Source organism: Bradyrhizobium sp. NDS-1, from assembly GCF_032918005.1.
Taxonomy (GTDB): domain Bacteria; phylum Pseudomonadota; class Alphaproteobacteria; order Rhizobiales; family Xanthobacteraceae; genus Bradyrhizobium; species Bradyrhizobium tunisiense.
This window is the reverse complement of record NZ_CP136628.1, coordinates 5,746,064-5,765,711: the sequence shown is the minus strand read 5'-3', so window position 1 is coordinate 5,765,711 and position 19,648 is coordinate 5,746,064. Positions and strand designations below refer to the sequence as shown.

At 64.0% G+C, this 19,648-nt stretch carries 20 protein-coding genes; 18 read left to right on the top strand and 2 right to left on the bottom strand.

The features are described from left to right. Positions 1 to 8: 8 nt before the first annotated feature. From RX330_RS26875 to RX330_RS26865, 3 genes are all read left to right on the top strand, one after another. Complete coding sequence (locus tag RX330_RS26875) at positions 9 to 1,004, top strand: alpha/beta fold hydrolase (RefSeq protein ID WP_317240477.1); 996 nt, start codon at positions 9 to 11, stop codon at positions 1,002 to 1,004. Positions 1,005 to 1,134: 130 nt separating this feature from the next. Next, positions 1,135 to 4,371 carry a bifunctional cytochrome P450/NADPH--P450 reductase gene (locus tag RX330_RS26870; protein ID WP_317240476.1) on the top strand — a complete coding sequence of 1,079 codons (3,237 nt, stop codon included), beginning with the start codon at positions 1,135 to 1,137 and terminating at the stop codon, positions 4,369 to 4,371. A gap of 99 nt (positions 4,372 to 4,470) precedes the next feature. Continuing rightward, a complete protein-coding gene (locus RX330_RS26865) occupies positions 4,471 to 5,145 on the top strand; it encodes a spermidine synthase (RefSeq protein ID WP_317240475.1) in 675 nt (224 codons plus the stop codon). 20 nt (positions 5,146 to 5,165) lie between these two features. Here RX330_RS26865 and RX330_RS26860 read toward each other — a convergent pair whose 3' ends face one another. Beyond that, complete coding sequence (locus RX330_RS26860; RefSeq protein WP_317240474.1) at positions 5,166 to 5,630, bottom strand: nuclear transport factor 2 family protein; 465 nt, start codon at positions 5,628 to 5,630, stop codon at positions 5,166 to 5,168. A gap of 117 nt (positions 5,631 to 5,747) precedes the next feature. After that, positions 5,748 to 6,662, bottom strand: a complete 915-nt coding sequence (locus RX330_RS26855; protein WP_212081156.1) for an alpha/beta fold hydrolase — start codon at positions 6,660 to 6,662, stop codon at positions 5,748 to 5,750. A 163-nt stretch (positions 6,663 to 6,825) separates the two neighbouring features. Between RX330_RS26855 and RX330_RS26850 the strand changes: the two genes are divergently transcribed. From RX330_RS26850 to RX330_RS26780, 15 genes are all read left to right on the top strand, one after another. Next, positions 6,826 to 7,209: a hypothetical protein gene (locus tag RX330_RS26850; RefSeq protein ID WP_317240473.1), complete on the top strand. Its 384-nt coding sequence runs from the start codon at positions 6,826 to 6,828 to the stop codon at positions 7,207 to 7,209. Then, a complete protein-coding gene (locus RX330_RS26845; RefSeq protein ID WP_317240472.1) occupies positions 7,206 to 8,288 on the top strand; it encodes a PHA/PHB synthase family protein in 1,083 nt (360 codons plus the stop codon). Before RX330_RS26850 ends, RX330_RS26845 begins: the two co-directional genes overlap by 4 nt. Next, positions 8,285 to 8,878: a GNAT family N-acetyltransferase gene (locus RX330_RS26840; RefSeq protein WP_212081159.1), complete on the top strand. Its 594-nt coding sequence runs from the start codon at positions 8,285 to 8,287 to the stop codon at positions 8,876 to 8,878. Before RX330_RS26845 ends, RX330_RS26840 begins: the two co-directional genes overlap by 4 nt. Before the next feature lie 199 nt (positions 8,879 to 9,077). Then, positions 9,078 to 9,533, top strand: coding sequence for a phasin (locus tag RX330_RS26835; RefSeq protein WP_212081160.1), 456 nt, complete (start codon positions 9,078 to 9,080; stop codon positions 9,531 to 9,533). A gap of 182 nt (positions 9,534 to 9,715) precedes the next feature. Continuing rightward, complete coding sequence (locus tag RX330_RS26830) at positions 9,716 to 11,002, top strand: DUF445 domain-containing protein (RefSeq protein ID WP_317240471.1); 1,287 nt, start codon at positions 9,716 to 9,718, stop codon at positions 11,000 to 11,002. Positions 11,003 to 11,204: 202 nt separating this feature from the next. Beyond that, positions 11,205 to 11,975, top strand: coding sequence for an esterase/lipase family protein (locus tag RX330_RS26825; RefSeq protein WP_317240470.1), 771 nt, complete (start codon positions 11,205 to 11,207; stop codon positions 11,973 to 11,975). Positions 11,976 to 12,065: 90 nt separating this feature from the next. After that, positions 12,066 to 12,932 carry a phenylacetic acid degradation operon negative regulatory protein PaaX gene (gene paaX / locus RX330_RS26820; RefSeq protein WP_317240469.1) on the top strand — a complete coding sequence of 289 codons (867 nt, stop codon included), beginning with the start codon at positions 12,066 to 12,068 and terminating at the stop codon, positions 12,930 to 12,932. A gap of 77 nt (positions 12,933 to 13,009) precedes the next feature. Further along, positions 13,010 to 14,002 carry a 1,2-phenylacetyl-CoA epoxidase subunit PaaA gene (gene paaA, locus RX330_RS26815; RefSeq protein ID WP_212081164.1) on the top strand — a complete coding sequence of 331 codons (993 nt, stop codon included), beginning with the start codon at positions 13,010 to 13,012 and terminating at the stop codon, positions 14,000 to 14,002. Positions 14,003 to 14,011: 9 nt separating this feature from the next. Continuing rightward, a complete protein-coding gene (paaB, locus tag RX330_RS26810; protein ID WP_008136594.1) occupies positions 14,012 to 14,299 on the top strand; it encodes a 1,2-phenylacetyl-CoA epoxidase subunit PaaB in 288 nt (95 codons plus the stop codon). After that, positions 14,299 to 15,075, top strand: coding sequence for a 1,2-phenylacetyl-CoA epoxidase subunit PaaC (paaC, locus tag RX330_RS26805; protein ID WP_317240467.1), 777 nt, complete (start codon positions 14,299 to 14,301; stop codon positions 15,073 to 15,075). Before paaB ends, paaC begins: the two co-directional genes overlap by 1 nt. Next, positions 15,069 to 15,572, top strand: coding sequence for a 1,2-phenylacetyl-CoA epoxidase subunit PaaD (paaD, locus tag RX330_RS26800; protein ID WP_317240466.1), 504 nt, complete (start codon positions 15,069 to 15,071; stop codon positions 15,570 to 15,572). The genes paaC and paaD overlap by 7 nt, the downstream gene beginning before the upstream one ends. A 2-nt stretch (positions 15,573 to 15,574) precedes the next feature. Next, positions 15,575 to 16,657: a 1,2-phenylacetyl-CoA epoxidase subunit PaaE gene (paaE, locus tag RX330_RS26795; RefSeq protein ID WP_317240465.1), complete on the top strand. Its 1,083-nt coding sequence runs from the start codon at positions 15,575 to 15,577 to the stop codon at positions 16,655 to 16,657. 101 nt (positions 16,658 to 16,758) lie between these two features. Continuing rightward, on the top strand, positions 16,759 to 17,208 hold the full coding sequence (gene paaI, locus RX330_RS26790) for a hydroxyphenylacetyl-CoA thioesterase PaaI (protein WP_317240464.1): 450 nt from the start codon (positions 16,759 to 16,761) through the stop codon (positions 17,206 to 17,208). A gap of 25 nt (positions 17,209 to 17,233) precedes the next feature. Further along, on the top strand, positions 17,234 to 18,565 hold the full coding sequence (gene paaK / locus RX330_RS26785) for a phenylacetate--CoA ligase PaaK (protein ID WP_317240463.1): 1,332 nt from the start codon (positions 17,234 to 17,236) through the stop codon (positions 18,563 to 18,565). Between the two features lie 76 nt (positions 18,566 to 18,641). Beyond that, positions 18,642 to 19,646 carry a zinc-binding alcohol dehydrogenase family protein gene (locus RX330_RS26780; protein ID WP_317240462.1) on the top strand — a complete coding sequence of 335 codons (1,005 nt, stop codon included), beginning with the start codon at positions 18,642 to 18,644 and terminating at the stop codon, positions 19,644 to 19,646. The last annotated feature ends 2 nt before the right edge of the window (positions 19,647 to 19,648 follow it).

The window sequence follows — 19,648 nt, the reverse complement described above, 5'->3', positions numbered from 1 at the left end:
ATGTTGCAATGATTGAAATGCCGCCGCTCAAGTTCGCGACGACGAACGGAATCCGCATGGGCTATTACGAGGCAGGCCCGGCCGACGACAAGCCGCCGGTCGTGCTGTGCCACGGCTGGCCCGAGCTCGCTTTCTCCTGGCGTCATCAGATCAAGGCGCTGAGCGAGGCCGGCATCCGCGTGATCGCACCGGATCAGCGCGGCTATGGCGCGTCCGATCGGCCGGAGCCGGTCGAGGACTACGACATGGAGCATTTGACCGGCGATCTCGTCGGTCTGCTCGATCATCTCGGGATCGACAAGGCGATCTTCGTCGGTCACGACTGGGGCGGCTTCGTCGTCTGGCAGATGCCGCTGCGGCATCCCCAGCGCGTGGCCGGCGTCGTCGGCGTCAACACCCCGCATTGGGACCGCAGCCCGATCGACCCGATCGCGCTGTTCCGCCAGCGCTTCGGCGACCAGATGTATATCGTCCAGTTCCAGGATCCCGCGCGCAAGCCGGACCAGATCTTCGGCAGCCGCGTCGAGCAGACGTTCGACGCCTTCATGCGCAAGCCGCTGGCGCGGCCGGAGGCAAAACCGGAAGCGCCGCCGATCGCAGGCGTTGGCGCTTCGGCAAAGACCAACCTGGCCTTTCCGCAGATGATCGCGGCTTACGATGCCAAGGTCGATCCGCGCACGCCGATTCTTTCCGCGGACGAGAAGAAAGTGTTCGTCGACACCTTCACGAAAACCGGCTTCACCGGCGGCATCAACTGGTATCGCAACTTCACGCGCAATTGGGAGCGGTCGAAAGGGCTGGACCATCATATCCATGTGCCGTCATTGATGATCATGGCCGAGAACGATGCGGTGCTGCCGCCATCGGCTGCCGACGGCATGGAGAAGCTGATCGGCGATCTCGAGAAGTACCTGGTGAAGGATAGCGGTCATTGGACGCAGCAGGAGAAGCCGGAGGAGGTCAGCGCCAAGCTGATCGAATGGCGTAGAAGGCGATTTGGCTGACGACGCAGTCGTCACTGCAAATGAGACGTCATTCCGGGACGGTCCGAAGGACCGGACCCGGAATCTCGAGATTCCGGGTTCGATGCTACGCATCGCCCCGGAATGACGGCAAGAGGGGGAAGCGCATTTAATGTCATCGAAGAACCGACTGGATCCGATCCCGCATCCGCCGACCAAGCCGGTGGTCGGCAACATGCTGTCGCTGGACGCGGCAGCCCCCGTGCAGCACCTGACGCGACTTGCCAAGGAGCTCGGTCCGATCTTCTGGCTCGACATGATGGGCTCGCCGATCGTCGTCGTTTCCGGCCACGATCTCGTCGACGAACTCTCCGACGAGAAGCGGTTCGACAAGACGGTGCGCGGCGCACTGCGGCGCGTGCGTGCGGTCGGCGGCGATGGTCTGTTCACGGCCGACACCAGGGAACCGAACTGGAGCAAGGCGCACAACATCCTGCTGCAGCCGTTCGGCAATCGCGCCATGCAGTCCTATCACCCGAGCATGGTCGACATTGCCGAGCAACTCGTCCAGAAATGGGGGCGGCTCAACGCCGACGACGAGATCGATGTCGTCCACGACATGACCGCGCTGACGTTGGACACGATCGGCCTGTGCGGCTTCGAGTACCGCTTCAATTCGTTCTACCGCCGCGACTACCATCCCTTCGTCGAGTCGTTGGTGCGCTCGCTCGAAACCATCATGATGACACGCGGCCTGCCGCTCGAGCAGCTCTGGATGCAGAAGCGGCGCAAGACGCTCGCCGAAGACGTTGCCTTCATGAACAAGATGGTCGACGAGATCATCGCCGAGCGCCGCAAGAGTGCGGAGGGGATCGACGACAAGAAGGACATGCTGGCCGCGATGATGACCGGCGTAGACCGCTCGACCGGCGAGCAGCTCGACGACGTCAACATCCGCTACCAGATCAACACGTTCCTGATCGCCGGACACGAGACCACCAGCGGGCTGCTGTCGTGCACGATCTATGCGCTGCTCAAGCATCCGGACATTCTCAAGAAGGCCTATGACGAGGTCGATCGCGTCCTCGGTCCGAATGTCGATGCAAAGCCGACTTACCAGCAGGTGACGCAGCTCACCTACATCACGCAGATCCTGAAGGAGGCGCTGCGGCTGTGGCCGCCGGCGCCGGCTTACGGCATCTCGCCGCTGAACGACGAGACCATCGGCGGCGGCAAGTACAAGCTCAGGAAGGGGACTTTCACCACCATCCTGGTGACCGCGCTGCATCGCGATCCCTCGGTGTGGGGGCCGAATCCCGATGCCTTCGATCCCGAGAATTTCAGCCGTGAGGCGGAGGCCAAACGGCCGATCAATGCCTGGAAGCCGTTCGGCAACGGCCAGCGCGCCTGCATCGGCCGGGGCTTTGCGATGCACGAGGCGGCGCTGGCGCTCGGCATGATCCTGCAGCGCTTCAAGCTGATCGATCACCAGCGCTACCAGATGCACCTGAAGGAGACGCTGACGATGAAGCCGGAAGGCTTCAAGATCAAGGTGCGCCCCCGTGCCGATCGCGAGCGCGGTGTCTATGGCGGGCCCGTCGCGGCTGTATCCTCGGCGCCGAAGGCGCCGCGCCAGCCGACGGCCCGGCCCGGCCACAACACGCCGATGCTGGTGCTGTATGGCTCCAATCTTGGCACGGCGGAAGAGCTCGCGACGCGCATGGCGGACCTTGCCGAGATCAACGGCTTTGCCGTGCATCTCGGCCCGCTCGACGATTACGTCGGCAAGCTGCCGCAGGAGGGCGGCGTGCTGATCATCTGCGCCTCCTATAACGGCGCGCCACCGGACAATGCCACGCAGTTCGTCAAATGGCTCGGCGGCGACTTGCCAAAGGATGCCTTTGCCGGTGTGCGTTACGCCGTGTTCGGTTGCGGCAACAGTGACTGGGCTGCGACCTATCAATCGGTGCCGCGCCTGATCGACGAGCAATTGTCGGCTCACGGCGCGCGCGCGGTCTTTCCGCGCGGCGAGGGCGATGCGCGCAGCGATCTCGACGGCCAGTTCCAGAAATGGTTCCCGGCTGCCGCCCAGGTCGCCACCAAGGAATTCGGCATCGACTGGAACTTCACCCGCACCGCAGAGGACGATCCGCTTTACGCGATCCAGCCGGTGGCGGTGACCGCCGTCAACACCATCGTCGCCCAGGGCGGCGCCGTGGCGATGAAGGTACTGGTCAACGACGAGCTTCAGAACAAGAACGGCTCGAATCCGTCCGAGCGTTCGACGCGCCACATCGAGGTGCAGTTGCCGGCCAACGTCACTTATCGCGTCGGTGATCACCTCAGCGTCGTCCCGCGCAACGATCCGACGCTGGTGGATTCTGTTGCCCGCCGTTTCGGTTTCCTGCCGGCCGACCAGATCAGGCTGCAGGTCGCAGAAGGGCGCCGCGCGCAATTGCTGGTCGGGGATGCCGTCTCGGTCAGCCGCCTGCTCAGCGAGTTCGTCGAGCTGCAGCAGGTCGCGACACGGAAGCAGATCCAGATCATGGCCGAGCACACGCGCTGCCCCGTCACCAAGCCAAAGCTGCTGGCCTTCGTCGGAGAGGAGGGCGAGCCACTCGAGCGTTACCGCAGCGAGATTCTGTCCCGGCGCAAATCTGTGTTCGACCTGCTGCTCGAATATCCGGCCTGTGAATTGCCGTTTCACGTCTATCTCGAAATGCTCTCCCTGCTGGCGCCGCGCTATTACTCGATCTCGTCCTCGCCGTCGGTCGACCCGGCGCGCTGCAGCATCACGGTCGGCGTGGTCGAAGGGCCGGCCGCGTCGGGGCGCGGCACCTACAAGGGCATCTGCTCGAACTATCTCGCCAACCGGCGCACCGGTGATGCGATCTACGCCACCGTGCGCGAGACCAAGGCCGGTTTCCGGCTCCCGGACGATCCCTCGGTGCCGATCATCATGATCGGCCCCGGCACGGGCCTCGCGCCGTTCCGCGGCTTTCTCCAGGAACGCGCCGCGCGCAAGGCGAAGGGCGCGACGCTCGGGCCATCCATGCTGTTCTACGGCTGCCGCCATCCCGACCAGGATTTTCTCTATGCGGACGAGCTGAAGGCGCTGGCGGCAAGCGGCATCACCGAGCTGTTCACGGCATTCTCGCGCGCGGACGGACCGAAGACCTATGTGCAGCACGTGCTGGCCGTGCAGAAGGACAAGGTGTGGCCGCTGATCGAGCGGGGGGCTGTCATCTATGTCTGCGGCGACGGCGGGAAGATGGAGCCGGACGTGAAGGCGGCCCTGGTCGCGATCCATCGCGAGAAGAGCGGCAGCGATGCGGCCGCGGGCGCGCGGTGGATCGAGGAGATGGGGACCAAGAACCGCTATGTGCTGGACGTGTGGGCGGGCGGCTAGATCGTAGGGCGGGTCAGCCCTGCGATTGCGCATAGCGCAATCGCAGGGCGTAACCGACCATGCTTCGGGGAACCTTTTCGATCGTGCTAAACGTCTGGCATGATTCCCTGGGAAAAGATCGACACCGCCAAGATCCCCGGCTCCGACGAGGAGCTCCGCCTGATGCGGCGGGGCAAGGAGTTCTCCATCAAGCTCGGCACCAATGAGCTGATGAACAACCGGCTGTCGGGCTCGGAAGCGGCCCTCGCAACATTGGCGGCCAAGCAGATCGAGAAGGTTGCAAAGCCCGTCGTCCTCATCGGCGGCCTCGGCATGGGCTTTACGTTGCGTGCGGCGCTGAAGGTGCTCGGAGGCCAGGCGAAGATCGTTGTTTCCGAGCTCGTCCCGTCTGTTGTGGCCTGGGCGCGAGGCCCGATGGCGGAGGTCTTCGGCGACAGTCTCGATGATGCAAGGGTAAGTATCCGGGAAACGGATGTCGGCGACATCATCCGGGCAAAGCGGTCTGCTTTCGACGCCATTCTCCTCGACGTCGACAACGGGCCGGAAGGACTGACCCGCAAGGGCAACGATGCGCTCTATAGCGCGAGCGGGCTCTCGGCGGCGAAGATGGCGCTGCGGCCCGGCGGCGTGCTCGCGGTGTGGTCGTCCGGACCCAATCCGGCGTTCACCAAACGCCTTGGCCGCGCCGGTTTCGACGTCAATGAAGTCAACGTCCGCGCCACCGGAAGGGGCGGCGGCGCACGCCACGTGATCTGGATCGCAAGGAAAAGTTAAACGGCGGGCTACGCTCCGAGCTAGAACATCGTGTTGTTGTTCGCGGGGCTTTCCGGGATCGGCTGCACGACGTCCCAATGCTCGACGATCTTGCCGTTCTCCAGCTTGAAGATGTCGACAATCGCATTGCCTCGGGTGCCGGGCTCGCGAACCGCGTGAACGTGGAGGATGACGTAGTCGCCGTCCACGAAGCTGCGCTTGATCTCGCTGCGCGAATTCGGAAACTTTTCGCGCAGGAATCCGATGAATTTTCGAAAGCCATCCGCGCCATCGGCCGCGTTCGGATTGTGCTGGACATAGCGGTCGCCGACATGGGCGAGGGCGGCATCGGCGTCCTTCTGATTGAGTCCCTTGTCGTAGAAGTCGAGCACGGTTTTGCGATTGGCTTCGTCTTGCGTGCTACCGGCCATCGCGGCGCCATTGGCCAGCGAGAGCATGAGGATGGCGGCAACGATCGTGGCGCCTGGCCGGACAATGGAATGCATGTGAACTCCGCGAGGCCGCGGCCTCTTTGGGATTGAGGAGGACCTGTATAGCTTCCGTGCCGGCTCTCGTTAAGGAGTAACCGGCCGCTCACATGGTCACCGCAAGGAGACCGGCGTCTACGCCGCCCGCGCCGCCGCGCCATGCGCATGCTTGTCGATTGCGCCGATGATCTCCGGCCAGAACCGCATCGGCAGCGCGTGGCCCATCCCCTCGATCATCAGGAGCTTTGCGCCCGGAATTGACTCGGCCGTGTCCTTGCCCCCCTCGGGGCGGACCAGGGGATCGACGGTACCGTGAATCACCAGCGTCGGGATCTTCACGCCTTGCAGCCGTTCCTTGCGGCTGCCGGAAGCAAGGACGGCGCGGAGCTGCCGGCCAACGCCGGCCGGATTGAGCCCGCGCGCGAACACCCGCTCGGCCCGACCAACGTCCAGCGCTTCCTCCTCGGGAAAATGCCCGGCGCGCAGCACTTTCCAGGTCTGGCCGAACCGGATCATGAATTCCTCCTTGCTGCGCGGCGGCGGCGCCATCAGCATGGCGGCAGCCTCGCGTGTCGGCGGCGGCACGCGCGGATTACCCGTGGTCGACATGATGGAGGTCAGCGAACGGACGCGCTCCGGAAACGACAGCGTCACCTCCTGCGCGATCATGCCGCCCATGGACGCGCCGACCAGATGCGCCGACTTGATGCCGAGCGCATCCATCAGCCCGATCGTGTCCCTGGCCATGTCGATCAGCTTGTAGGTCGCCGTCACGGGAATCTTGAGGAAGCGCAGCTTCAGCAGCTCGAACGGCGTCAACCGCTTGCCGCCGGTCAGATGGCTCGACTTGCCGATGTCGCGATTGTCGAAGCGGATTACGCGAAAGCCTCGCGCGGCAAGTTGCTCGCAGAACGGATCGTCCCAATGGATCATCTGCGCCCCGAGCCCCATGATCAGCAGCAGCGGTTCCGCGTTGTCGTTGCCGAAGATCTCGTAGCAGATGTCGATGCCGTTGGCGCGGACGGTCTGGGGCGGCTGATGGGTGGTCACGGGCGTTCCCTTGGTTTTTGATGTTTGTGTATCGCACGGTTTCACGCCGTAAAGAAGCGGTGTGCGCCGCACTGGGCGACCTGCCGGTTGACCGGCACCGCGCAACGGTGTGGTATGGCGGGAAAAGAAGGGCATCGCAGCTCTCGATTTCAGGAGGATGCCGATGACCGACAAGACCAACGATCCCGTTGCCATGTGGCAGAAGATGGTGGGCGAGATGGAGAAGGGGTTCAACTCTTTCGCCAATCAAGCCATGTCGTCTCCGGAATTTTCACAGGCGATGAACCGTGCGGGCGGGGCTGCTGCAGGTGCACAGAAGCAGCTCGGCGAGCTCATGGAAAAATACCTGGTCACCATGAACCTGCCGAGCCGGGAGCAAGTCACGGGTCTTGCCGAGCGCCTCCAGTCGATCGAAGCTCAGATCGGCGAGATGAAGTCGATGCTGAGTCAGATGGCGGCACGTTCGGGGATCCCGCAAGGGTTCGACGGCGCGCCGCGGCCACCACGGACGAAGCGTCCGCCCTCAGAAGGCGGAGAGCATACATGAACGCACCGACGGGGCTCGATTTCGCAGCTATTCCGGAGCGCATCCAGTCCGAGGTGCAGCGTGCGATTCAGCGCAGCATCAAGGGCGTCGAATATTTCTCGACCTCGGGCCCTTCGCTCGGCTCGACGCCGAAAGACGTGCTGCATTCGCGCGGCACCATGAGCCTCTACCACTACCGGCCGATGTCGGACGAAATCTACCGCGTGCCGGTGCTGATCGTGATGGCCACCACCAACCGCGGCTACATTCTCGACCTCGTCCCTGGGCAGAGCTTCATCGAATTCCTGCTCAAGCGCGGCTACGACGTCTACATGCTCGACTGGAGCGCGCCGCGGCCGGAGGAAAAGAGCCTGCGGATGGAGGACTATGTCCTCGACTTCATTCCGGATTGCGTCCGCCGGGTGCAGCAGGATTCCGGCGAGCAGGACGTTTCCGTCATCGGCTATTGTTTCGGCGGCGTGCTGTCGCTGCTGTACGGCTCGATCCACAAGGACGGGCCGATGAAGAATTTGATCTGCTTCACCACGCCGATCGACTTCCGCGAAATGAAACTGTTCTCGAATTTTTCCGACCGCCGCTATTTCGACGTCGACCGTCTCGTCGACAGCGTCGGTAATGTGCCGCCTGAGATGATCCTGTCCTCGTTCGAGATGCTGCGCCCGGCCTCGCGCACGGTGAGCCAGATCCAGCTCTGGGAAAACATCTGGAACGACGAGTTCGTCAAATCGTACCGCATGTTCGACCGCTGGGCGACTGACACGCTGCCGCTGGCCGGCGAGTATTTCCGCACCATCACCAAGGACCTGATGTGGGACAACAAGCTGTTCAACGACACCATGTCGGTCGGCGGCCGCGCGGCGAAGCTCGAAGACATCCAGGTGCCGATCCTGCACGCGGTCGCCGAGCACGATCACATCGTGCCTTATGAGGCCGCAAAGCACCTGATTGCGAAGATCGGATCTGCGGACAAGGAAGAGGTGATGCTGAAAGGCGGTCACGTCTCGCTCGTCGCGGGCGCCAACGCGGTGAAGCGGCTATGGCCAAAACTGGATTCCTGGCTGGGAAAGAGATCGACATGAGCGAACAGCGTTCCTATCCGCGTCACGTCGGAACCGACGCGGGCGATATCGAGATTCGCCTGATGGCGCCCGCGGATGAGGCCGCGGTGCTCGCGTTCGGCAAGGGCCTGCCGACCCACGATTTGCTGTTTCTGCCGCGCAACATCAGCGAGCCGAAGGTGCTGTCGGCCTGGGTCAAGGAGATCGAGCGCGGCGCGATCACGAGCCTGCTTGCGGTCAGGGACGGCAAGGTTGTCGGCTGCGGCACCCTGGTGCGCGATCCTCACTCCTGGTCGCCCCATGTCGGCGAGATCCGCATGGTGGTCTCGCTCGATGTGCGCGGGAAGGGGGTGGGGCGGGCGCTGTCGCAGGAGACTTTTGCCCTCGCGCTCGGCGCCGGCCTGGAGAAACTCTCGGTCCAGATGACGGTCGACCAGCAGGCGGCGATCGCCGTGTTCGAGAGCCTCGGCTTCAAGGCTGAAGCGCTGCTGCGGGACCACGTTCGGGATGTCGATGGCAAGACCCACGACATCGTCGTGCTCGGGCACAACATCGCGCAGGTCCAGGCCCAGATGGAGGCCTATGGGCTGCCGGGGGCGGTGCAGCCCTAGCGCCGGCTGGGGCCGCGGGAACCCGCCTGGGCAAGGAGGCACCAGATTGCCTCTCGTTAAGGCTGTTCACGATCTCGTGATGTCGCATTGCAACATAGATGTTGCATCGCACAATTAACTATGCCATATAGATCGGGCCCCGGGCCAATGCGGACGGGGTGAGCCCATAGCTCAGACCAATGAGGATGGAGAGAACCCCATGACCACTGAAACCAACACCGCTTTCGAGGGCTTCAAGGACGCTTTCAAGAACATCCAGAATCTGGAAGTTCCCGAGGCCGCCCGCGAGTTCGTCAAGAAGACCGCCAACACCGCCAAGGACCGTGCTGCCGAGGTGTTCGCCGGCTCCGAGCGCGTGACCGCCGCCGTCGAGAACGCGGTGACCGAGTCCGTCACTGAAGCCGGCAAGATCAGCCGCAACATTCAGCAGGCGATCTACGAGGACGCCGAGGCGTTCTTCTCGAGCATCGACAAGCTCGCTTCCGCCAAGTCGTTCAGCGAGGCGGTCGAGATCCAGTCGGGCCTGCTCCGCTCGCGCGGCGAAGTGTTCGTCTCGCGTGCCAAGGCGACCGCCGACTATTTCGGCAAGCTCGCCGCCAATGGCGCGAAGTCCGCTCAGGACAATTTCGCCAAGGTCTACAACAAGACGGCCTGATCCGGCGCCTTGAGTGCAAACTGAAATTTGAGGCCCGCTTCGGCGGGCCTTTTGTTTTTTGTCACAGCCGTCATTCCGGGGCGCCGAAGGGCGAGCCCGGAATCGAGATTCTCTGGTGCGCAAGTGCGCACCATAGTTCGGTCCTGCGGACCGCCCCGGAATGACGTAATCTCCAATTCACGATGACCCCACCCGCCACCTTCTCCTTCGATTCCCCCGGCGATGCCGAACGCGCGGCCGAGCTGCGCCGCGTCAAGGCGCTGGCGACGCTCGTGCTGGCTTCGACGCTGGCGCTGTTCGTCGTCGCGAAGTGGCTTCTCCCCGTGCATCCCGTGTTCGGCTTCGTCGCCGCCTTCGCGGAAGCTGCGACCATCGGCGGCCTCGCCGACTGGTATGCCGTGGTTGCGCTGTTCAAGCGGCCCCTCGGCCTGCCGATCCCGCATACCGCGATCATCCAGAGCAACCAGGCCCGCATCGCCGACAAGCTCGGCGAATTCATCCAGGTGCATTTCCTGGAAGCGGGTCCCGTCGAGGCCAAGCTGAAGGAGATCGATTTCGGCTCCTTCGTCGCCGACTGGCTGCGCGATCGCAAGCGCAGCGACGACCTTGCACGCTTTGCGCTGCGCCTGCTGCCCGAGGCTGTCTCCGCGACGGAAAGTTCGGGACTGATGACCTTCATCATCCGTCGCATGTCCTCGCAGCTCCAGGCGATCGATCTTGCGCCGCTCGCTGCCGGTACGCTGCGCGGCTTCGTCGCGGAGGGACGGCACCAGATCCTGTTCGACGATCTCCTGCGCGTGATGCACGAGACGCTGAACCAGCAAGAGACGATGGGGATGATCCGCGAGAAGGTGCGTGCGGAATTGCCGACCCTGCTCAGGCTGTATCGCGCCGACAAGTTTCTGGTGAACAAGATCGTGGCGTCCGCCACGGCGTTCTTCAATGAGGTGCGCAGCGATCCCAAGCATCCGTTCCGCGGTGAGTTCGACCGCATGGTGCTGAGCTTCGTCGACCGGCTCGGCAGCGATCAGGCCTATATCGACCGCATCGACGGATTGAAGCGCGATCTGTTGGCGCGGCCCGAGCTTGCCGATCTCGCCCGCACGGTGTGGGCCAACACGCGCTCATTCATCGAGCGCAGTGCGAGCGGTGAGACACCGGTGCTGCAACATCATCTCGCGGGCATGTTCGTCGCGGCGGGCGAGGCGCTCGCCGGCGATGCCGAGCTGCGCGGCGAGATCAACAAGGGTCTGGTGGCGGTGCTGCGCAGCTTCGTCGCCGACCAGAAGAGCGGCGTTTCGATCTTCATCTCCGACCAGGTCAAGGCTTGGGACATGGCGCAGTTGATCTCGCTGATCGAGATCAACATCGGACGCGACCTGCAATACATCCGCTTCAACGGTTCGCTGATCGGCGGCCTCGCCGGGCTCGCGTTGTACTCCGTAGAATTCCTGCTCCGATGGCTGTGACTTTTGCGTCACTGCCGTTAGCATTAACGCGCGGGCCTATTGTAGCCTCGCGCCTCTCCCGCTTGAATGTCGGGAACCGGCCGCCTAGCTGATTCATGTTGCGCTGCGGAACGATCAAGTCGCCGGCGTGTTGGAATTCATACCCGTTTTGCCGGCGTCGCGGCCGGCGGCCTTTTCAGCAATTCTTCCCAGGGGACTATTGATGACCGCTACTGCCCAGACGTTGCGTCCGCCGTCCCGAACTCTGATGTTCCTGGAAGGGCGCGCGATCCATGAGTTCGGCGCGTTCCTCGGCGCGCTGCCGCTGCTGAGCCTCGCGCCGCGCGGCGATGGGCATCCGGTGCTGGTGCTGCCGGGCCTCGTGGCCTCCGACGCGTCCACGCGCGCGCTGCGGGCATTTCTGACCAGCAAGGGCTATGCAATGAGCGGCTGGCGCCAGGGCCGCAATTACGGCCTGCGCGATGGCGTGCAGCATGCGATGGTGGACCTGGTTCGGGAGCTCAGCGACACGCATGGTCGCAAGATCAGCCTGGTCGGCTGGAGTCTCGGCGGCCTCTATGCGCGTCAGCTCGCCAAGATGATGCCGGAGCGCGTGCGTCAGGTGATCACGCTCGGCAGTCCGTTTGCCGGCGATCCGCGTTCGACCAACGCTTGGCGCGTCTATGAATGGGCGAGCGGGCGAAAGTCCGACGAAATCGACCCGCAGTTCGGCGGCGAGCTCGCCGCCCCGCCACCGGTGCCGACCACCGCCATCTTCAGCCGCACCGACGGCGTCTGTGCCTGGCAGGGCTGCATGGAGAAGACGGGGGCTCAGACCGAGAGCATCGAGGTCGAGAGCAGCCATTGCGGCATGGGCCATCATCCCGCCGTGGTCTACGCGGTCGCCGATCGCCTCGCGCAGAAGGAAGGCCAGTGGCGTCCCTTCGACCGGAGCGGCTGGCGCAGCGTGGTATATCCCGATCCGCATCGTTAGTGTGCTTCTTCATCCTGCCCCGCTCGCGGGGAAGGGAGAGCAGCCGCCAATCCATTGTCGCAGCGACACCAAACGCGCTATGCCTCGCGCATGGCGCATCCGCTCTCTCGCATCATCGACCAGCTCAAGCGTGAACCGTCGCGCACCGGGTCCATCGTCATCACCGTGTTCGGCGATGCCATCGTGCCGCGTGGCGGCTCCGTGTGGCTGGGTACGCTGCTGGAATTCTTCGAAAGCCTGGATATCGACAGCGGCGTCGTCCGAACCGCGATGTCTCGTCTTGCTGCCGATGGCTGGCTGACGCGCGAGAAGGTCGGCCGCAACAGTTTTTATCGCCTGGCCGACAAGGGCCGGCAGACATTCGAGGCTGCGACGCGCCACATCTACGATCCGCCGCCGTCCGACTGGACCGGGCGGTTCGAACTGCTGCTGATCGGCAATGGCGAGGACCGAGACGTCTCGCGCGAAGCGCTGCGCAATGCCGGTTTCGGCAGTCCGCTGCCAGGAGTGTGGGTTGCCCCCTCAGGCGTGCCGGTGCCGGATGAAGCCTCGGGTGCGATCCGTCTCGAGGTCTCGGCGGAAGATGACAGTGGACGTCGTCTGCTCAGCGCGAGCTGGCCGCTGGACCGCACCGCGGACGCCTATCTGAAATTCATGAAGACGTTCGAGCCGCTTCGCGCCGCGATCGCGCGCGGCACGGATCTGTCCGGGGCCGACGCCTTCACCGCACGTATCCTGCTCATCCACTATTACCGCCGCGTCGTGCTGCGCGATCCGCTGCTGCCGGAAAGCCTGCTGCCGCGGGACTGGCCGGGTAGGGCGGCGCGGCAGGTCTGCGGTGAAATTTATCGCGCGCTGCTTGTCCCCTCCGAACAATGGCTTGATGGCCATGGAACCAACGAGAAAGGGCCATTGCCGCCTGCGCGAAAACTCCTGGAAAGGAGGTTCGGGGTCTAAGTTTCATGTTACAGAAATATCTTGCATGATGTGATTTTCGTTATATATTGTCTCCCAACAAAATGGGAGGAAAGCGCATGTATACCCAGGCGCTGAACACGGCCGAGGCTGACGATCGCGGTCTGGAGGACGCTGGCAAAGCCGCGCAGTTCCAGGCCAGAGTCGATGCCGAAGAGCGCATCGAGCCGAACGACTGGATGCCGGCGGCCTATCGCAAGACGCTCACCCGCCAGATCTCCCAGCACGCCCATTCCGAAATCGTTGGCATGCTGCCGGAAGGCAATTGGATCACGCGCGCGCCGACGCTGCGCCGCAAGGCCGCGCTGCTCGCCAAGGTGCAGGACGAGTGCGGCCACGGGCTCTATCTCTACGCCGCGGCCGAGACGCTCGGCACCTCGCGCGAAGAGCTGGTCGACGCCATGCTGGCCGGCAAGGCAAAATATTCCTCGATCTTCAACTATCCGACGCTGACCTGGGCCGATATCGGCACCATCGGCTGGCTGGTCGACGGCGCCGCGATCATGAATCAGATCCCGCTGTGCCGCTGTTCCTATGGCCCCTATGCGCGTGCGATGATCCGCGTCTGCAAGGAGGAGTCGTTCCACCAGCGCCAGGGCTACGAGATCATGCTGACGCTGTGCCGCGGCTCGGACGAGCAGAAGGCGATGGCGCAGGATGCGCTGAACAGGTGGTGGTGGCCGGTGCTGATGATGTTCGGCCCGCCGGACGCGACGAGCCAGCACAGCGACACCTCGACGAAGTGGAAGATCAAGCGCTTCTCCAATGACGAGCTGCGCCAGAAGTTCGTCGATGCCACCGTGCCGCAGGCGCAATATCTCGGCCTCACCATTCCGGATCCCGGCATGATTCAGGACGCCGACGGGCACTGGCGCTACAGCGAGATCGACTGGACGGAATTCAAGCAGGTACTCGCCGGCAATGGACCGTGCAACCGCGATCGCATAGCCGTGCGGCGCAAGGCACATGAAGAAGGCGCCTGGGTGCGCGAAGCGGCGGCCGCTTACGCCGCAAAGCGCGCGCAGCGTCAGACCGCACAAGCCGCCGAATAGGAGATCGATATGGCCACGCCGAACACGCCGCTGTGGGAAGTCTTCATTCGCAGCCGCAACGGGCTCGCGCACAAGCATGTGGGATCGCTGCACGCGAGCGATGCCACGATGGCCCTGCAGGCCGCTCGCGACATCTACACGCGTCGCGGCGAGGGTCTGTCGATCTGGGTCGTGCCGTCCACCGCGATCACCGCGAGCGATCCCGCCGAGAAGGGCATGATGTTCGAGCCGGCGGAATCGAAGATCTACCGGCATCCGACCTTCTACGAGGTGCCCGAGGAAGTGGGGCACATGTGATGGCGACCGCCAACATCGAGGTCTCCGAAACGCCGTTGGTGCTCTACGCGCTGCGCCGCGCCGACGATGCGCTGATCCTCGGGCATCGGTTGTCGGAATGGTGCGGGCATGCGCCGATGCTGGAAGAGGACATGGCGCTCTCCAACATCGCGCTCGACCTGATCGGCCAGGCGCGAGAGCTCTACAGCTACGCTGCCAAGGTCGAAGGCAGGGACAACGACGAGGACAAGCTCGCCTATCTGCGCGACGTCAGGCAGTACCGCAATTTGCTGCTGGTCGAGCAGCCCAATGGCGATTTCGCGCAGACCCTGGTGCGGCAGTTCTTCTATTCCGCCTTTGCCGATCTCTACTGGCGCACGATGATGTCCTCGCGCGATACGACGCTTGCCGCGATCGCCGCCAAGTCCGAGAAGGAGAGCGCCTATCATCTGCGCCATGCCTCGGAGTGGATCATTCGGCTCGGCGACGGCACCGATGAGAGCCACGCCCGCGCCCAGGCCGCGGTTGATCAGCTCTGGGCCTTCACCGGCGAGATGTTTACAGTTGACGATGGCGAGCGCGCCTTGATCCATGGCGGTGTCGCCATCGATCCGGCGAGCCTGCGCGGTCGTTGGTTGACGACGGTGTCTGATGTCGCCCGCGAGGCGACACTCGAGCTGCCGCAGAACGACTGGATGCAGCAGGGCGGCCGTGTGGGCCGGCACAGCGAACATCTCGGCCATCTCCTGTCCGAGCTGCAATCGATGCAGCGTACCTTCCCGGGGCTGACGTGGTGAGGGTACTGGAGCGCGATAGCGAGCTGCGCCGGCGTGCCTGGGATGCCGCGGCAAGCGTGGTCGACCCGGAAATCCCGGTCTTGACCATCGCCGATCTCGGCGTGCTGCGCGAGGTTGCGCTCGATGGTGAACATGTCGAGGTCGCGATCACGCCGACCTATTCCGGCTGTCCGGCGATGAACATGATCGCGCTGGAGATCGAGATGGCGCTGGAGCGCGCAGGCTTTCACCGTCCCAAGGTCCGCACCGTGCTGTCACCCGCCTGGACAACCGACTGGATGAGCGAGGAGGGCCGCCAAAAGCTACGCGCCTACGGCATCGCACCGCCGCAAGCCTCAAGCTCGCGCCGGGCACTGTTCGGTGAACAGGCGGTGGCCTGCCCGCAATGCGGTTCTGACAAGACCGAAGTCTTGTCCGAATTCGGCTCGACCTCCTGCAAGGCGCTGTGGCGCTGCAAGTCCTGCCGCGAACCCTTTGACTATTTCAAGTGTCATTGATCATGTCAGCCGCCGCACCACGCTTCCATCGCCTTGCCGTCAGCGACCTCCGTCGCGAGGCTTCCGACGCCGTCTCGATGACCTTCGCCATCCCCGGCGAACTCGCCCGCGATTACGCCTTCACGCCCGGCCAGTACCTCACGCTTCGCACCACGCTGGACGGCGAGGAAGTACGCCGCTCCTATTCGATCTGCTCCGGCCCCGACGACGGCGAGATCCGCATCGCCGTGAAGAAGGTTGACGGCGGCGCGTTTTCGAACTGGGCGGCGGACGAGCTGAAATGCGGCGACGAGCTCGACGTGATGACGCCGACGGGCCGCTTCGGTGCGGTCCCCCAGGCGGACGCCGCGCGCATCCATGTCGGCTTTGCCGCAGGCTCCGGCATCACGCCGATCCTGTCGATCGTCAAGGGGACGCTGGCGCGTGAGCCTGGCAGCCGCTTCTTCCTGTTCTACGGCAACCGCACCACCGACAATATCATGTTCCTCGAAGCGCTCGAGGAGCTGAAGGACCGATTCATCGATCGCCTCTCGATTTTCCACGTCATCTCCGGGGAGGAGCAGGACATCCCGATCCTGCATGGCCGGCTCGACGGTGACAAGGTGAGGGTGCTGTTGCGCTCGCTGGTGCCGGCGGGAAGCGTCGATCATGTCTACATTTGCGGGCCGCTTGGCATGAGCGAAGATATCGAGGCGACCTGCCGCGCGCTCGGCATCCTGCAGGAACGCATTCACGTCGAGCGCTTCGTTTCCGAATTCGGCGGCAAGCCGCGGCCGAAGAAGGTGGTGGCTTCCGACGCGCCGCCGAAAGCAATCGCCTCGCTGATCATCGACGGCAAGCGCCGCGACGTTCCGGTCGCCGAGGATGAGGCGATCCTCGATGCCGCGCTACGCGCGGGCATCGATCTGCCCTTCGCCTGCAAGGGCGGCATGTGCTCGACCTGCCGCGCCAAGCTGGTCGAAGGTGAAGCGCCGATGGAGATCAATTATTCGCTGGAACCCTGGGAGCTGAAGGCAGGCTTCGTCCTGACCTGCCAGGCCAAGCCGTCGTCGGAGCGCGTCGTGGTCGACTATGACCATGTCTGAGCAGGCGCATCAGACGCCGGCGATGCAAATGCGTCGCATTATTTGACAGTTTTGGCCAACCAGCAGAACATCATGGGCAAGCATTTGACCGGGAGAGGCGCGTGAACGTCAAAGCCGCTTTGTCGCCTGAGGATGTTGCCCGCGCCTGCGCCGAGGCGATGTGGGCGGAGGACGATGCCTCCAAGGGTCTCGGCATGGAGATCGTCGAGATCGGCCCGGGTTTTGCGACGCTCGCAATGAATGTGCGGCCGGACATGGTCAATGGCCAGCGCATCGCTCATGGCGGCTTCATCTTCACGCTCGCCGATTCCGCCTTTGCGTTTGCCTGCAACTCGCACAACCATCGCGTCGTTGCCGCGCAAGGACAGATCACCTTCATCAAGCCGAGCAAGCTTGGGGATCGCCTCGTTGCGAAGGCACGTGAGGTCACACGCGGAGGCCGTTCCGGCATCTATGACGTGCGTGTCACCGCAGGCGACACCGTCATCGCGGAATTCCGCGGTCACTCGCGTGTCATTCCCGGCACGTGGCTGCCGGGGCAAGACAAATAAGAACGACCAATGTGGGGAAACGAGGATGGCTCTGACGAGACGCAAGGAAGGTGGCAGCTCCTATAGCGCCGAGATGGACGCGCACGAGCGCGCCTCGCGCGACGAGATCATGGCGCTGCAGAAGCAGCGGCTGGCCTGGTCGCTGAAGCACGCCTATGACAATGTCGCGCATTATCGCAAGGCGTTCGACGAAGCCGGCGTGCATCCGTCCGACTTTCGCGAGCTCTCCGATCTTTCCAAGTTTCCGTTCACCGTGAAGACGGACCTGCGTGACAATTATCCCTTCAACATGTTCGCCGTGCCGCGCGAAAAGCTGGTGCGCGTGCATGCCTCTTCCGGCACCACGGGCAAGCCGATCGTGGTGGGGTATACGCAGGCCGATATCGATACCTGGTCGGAGGTGATGGCGCGCTCTATCCGCGCGGCCGGCGGCCGCACCGGCATGATCATCCACAATGCCTATGGCTACGGTCTCTTCACCGGCGGCCTCGGCGTCCACTATGGCGCCGAGAAGCTCGGTTGCACCGTGGTGCCGATCTCGGGCGGCATGACCGAACGGCAGGTGCAGCTCATCAACGACTTCCGACCCGACATCATCACCGTGACGCCCAGCTACATGCTGGCGATCCTGGACGAGTTCAAGCGCCAGAAGCTCGACCCGCGCCGATGCTCGCTCAAGGTCGGCATCTTCGGTGCCGAGCCCTGGACCAATGCGATGCGCGGCGAGATCGAGGACGCCTTCGACATGGACGCGACCGACATCTATGGTCTCTCCGAAGTGATCGGCCCGGGCGTCGCCCAGGAGTGCATCGAGACCAAGGACGGCCTGCACATCTGGGAGGATCATTTCTATCCCGAAGTGATCGATCCCGAGACCGGCGCGGTGCTGCCGGACGGCGAGAAGGGCGAGCTGGTCTTCACCTCACTCACGAAGGAAGCTTTTCCCGTGATCCGCTATCGCACCCGCGACCTGACGCGGCTGCTGCCGGGCACGGCGCGCCCCGGCATGCGGCGGATGGAGAAGGTGACGGGCCGCTCGGATGACATGATTATCCTGCGCGGCGTCAATCTGTTCCCGACCCAGATCGAGGAGGTGCTGCTCGCGACCGATTGGTGCGGCGGCCATTTCATTCTGGAGCTGACCCGCGAAGGCCGCATGGATGAGTTGACCATCATCGCCGAGGCGAGGTCGGAGAGCTGGGATGGCCGGGGGCTCGTCGATCACGCCGATCGCGTCTCGACCCACATCAAGAACACCATCGGGATCAGCTCGAAGGTGCAAGTCGTCGCGCCGGCCACGCTGGAACGCTCGCTCGGCAAGGCCAAACGCCTGTACGACAAGCGGCTCAAAGACTGACTTGACGTGTTGTCTTGACGGATTGACTTGACCGGCCCCAAGGGCGACAAGGCCGCGATAAATCACGGGTCTTTTTATGTCGCCAGCCGATACCAAAACCGTCGAAGCGCGCTGCGTGCGCCTCAATGCCAAGGCTGAAAACGCGGCCGCACTTGCGCCAGTGATTGAGCCTCAGATGCTTACGCGCGGCCCGAACGATCTCCTGATCGAGGTGAGGGCGGCGGCCGTCAATCCGTCCGACGTCAAGGCCGCGACCGGGCTGATGCCCTATGCGGTGTTCCCGCGGACGCCCGGCCGAGATTATTCCGGCGTGGTGATCGACGGGCCCGCCGGCACGATTGGCCGCGAGGTGTTCGGCTCCTCGGGTGATCTCGGCATCCGCCGCGACGGCACCCACGCCAGCCATCTCGTGGTCGAGGCCGACGCCGTGGTGGAGAAGCCGAAGACGGTCTCCTGGGAGGAAGCCGCGGGTATCGGCGTTCCCTTCGTCACGGCCATGGAAGGCTTTCGCCGCGCCGGCGTACCGAAGAATGGCGAGACCGTGTTGGTGTTCGGCGTCAACGGCAAGGTCGGCCAGGCTGCCGTGCAGATCGCGACCTGGCAGGGTGCGCGCGTCATCGGCGTGGTGCGCAAGGCGGAAGCTTACGAAGGCCATGCCAACGCACCGATCAAGGTGATCGACGCCTCCGCGATGGACGTTGCCGCGCGCGTGCGCGAACTGACCGGCGGCAAGGGCGCCGACATCGTCTTCAACACCGTTGGCGATCCCTATTTCCAGGCGGCGCACAAGTCGCTCGCCTTGCGCGGCCGCCAGATCCTAATCGCCGCGATCGACCGCATCGTGCAGTTCAACATTCTCGAGTTCTACCGGGGACAGCACACCTATGTCGGCATCGACACGCTCGGCCTGTCCTCGGCCGCAACCGGTGCGGTGCTCCGTGATCTCGGCCCTGGCTTTGCCAGCGCCCACTTGAAACCGTTCCCGATTAAGCCGAGCGCCGTCCATCCGCTGGAGCGTGCCAAGGAGTCCTACGTCGCCGTTGCCGGCTCCTCGCGTGACCGGGTGATCCTGAAGCCGTGATC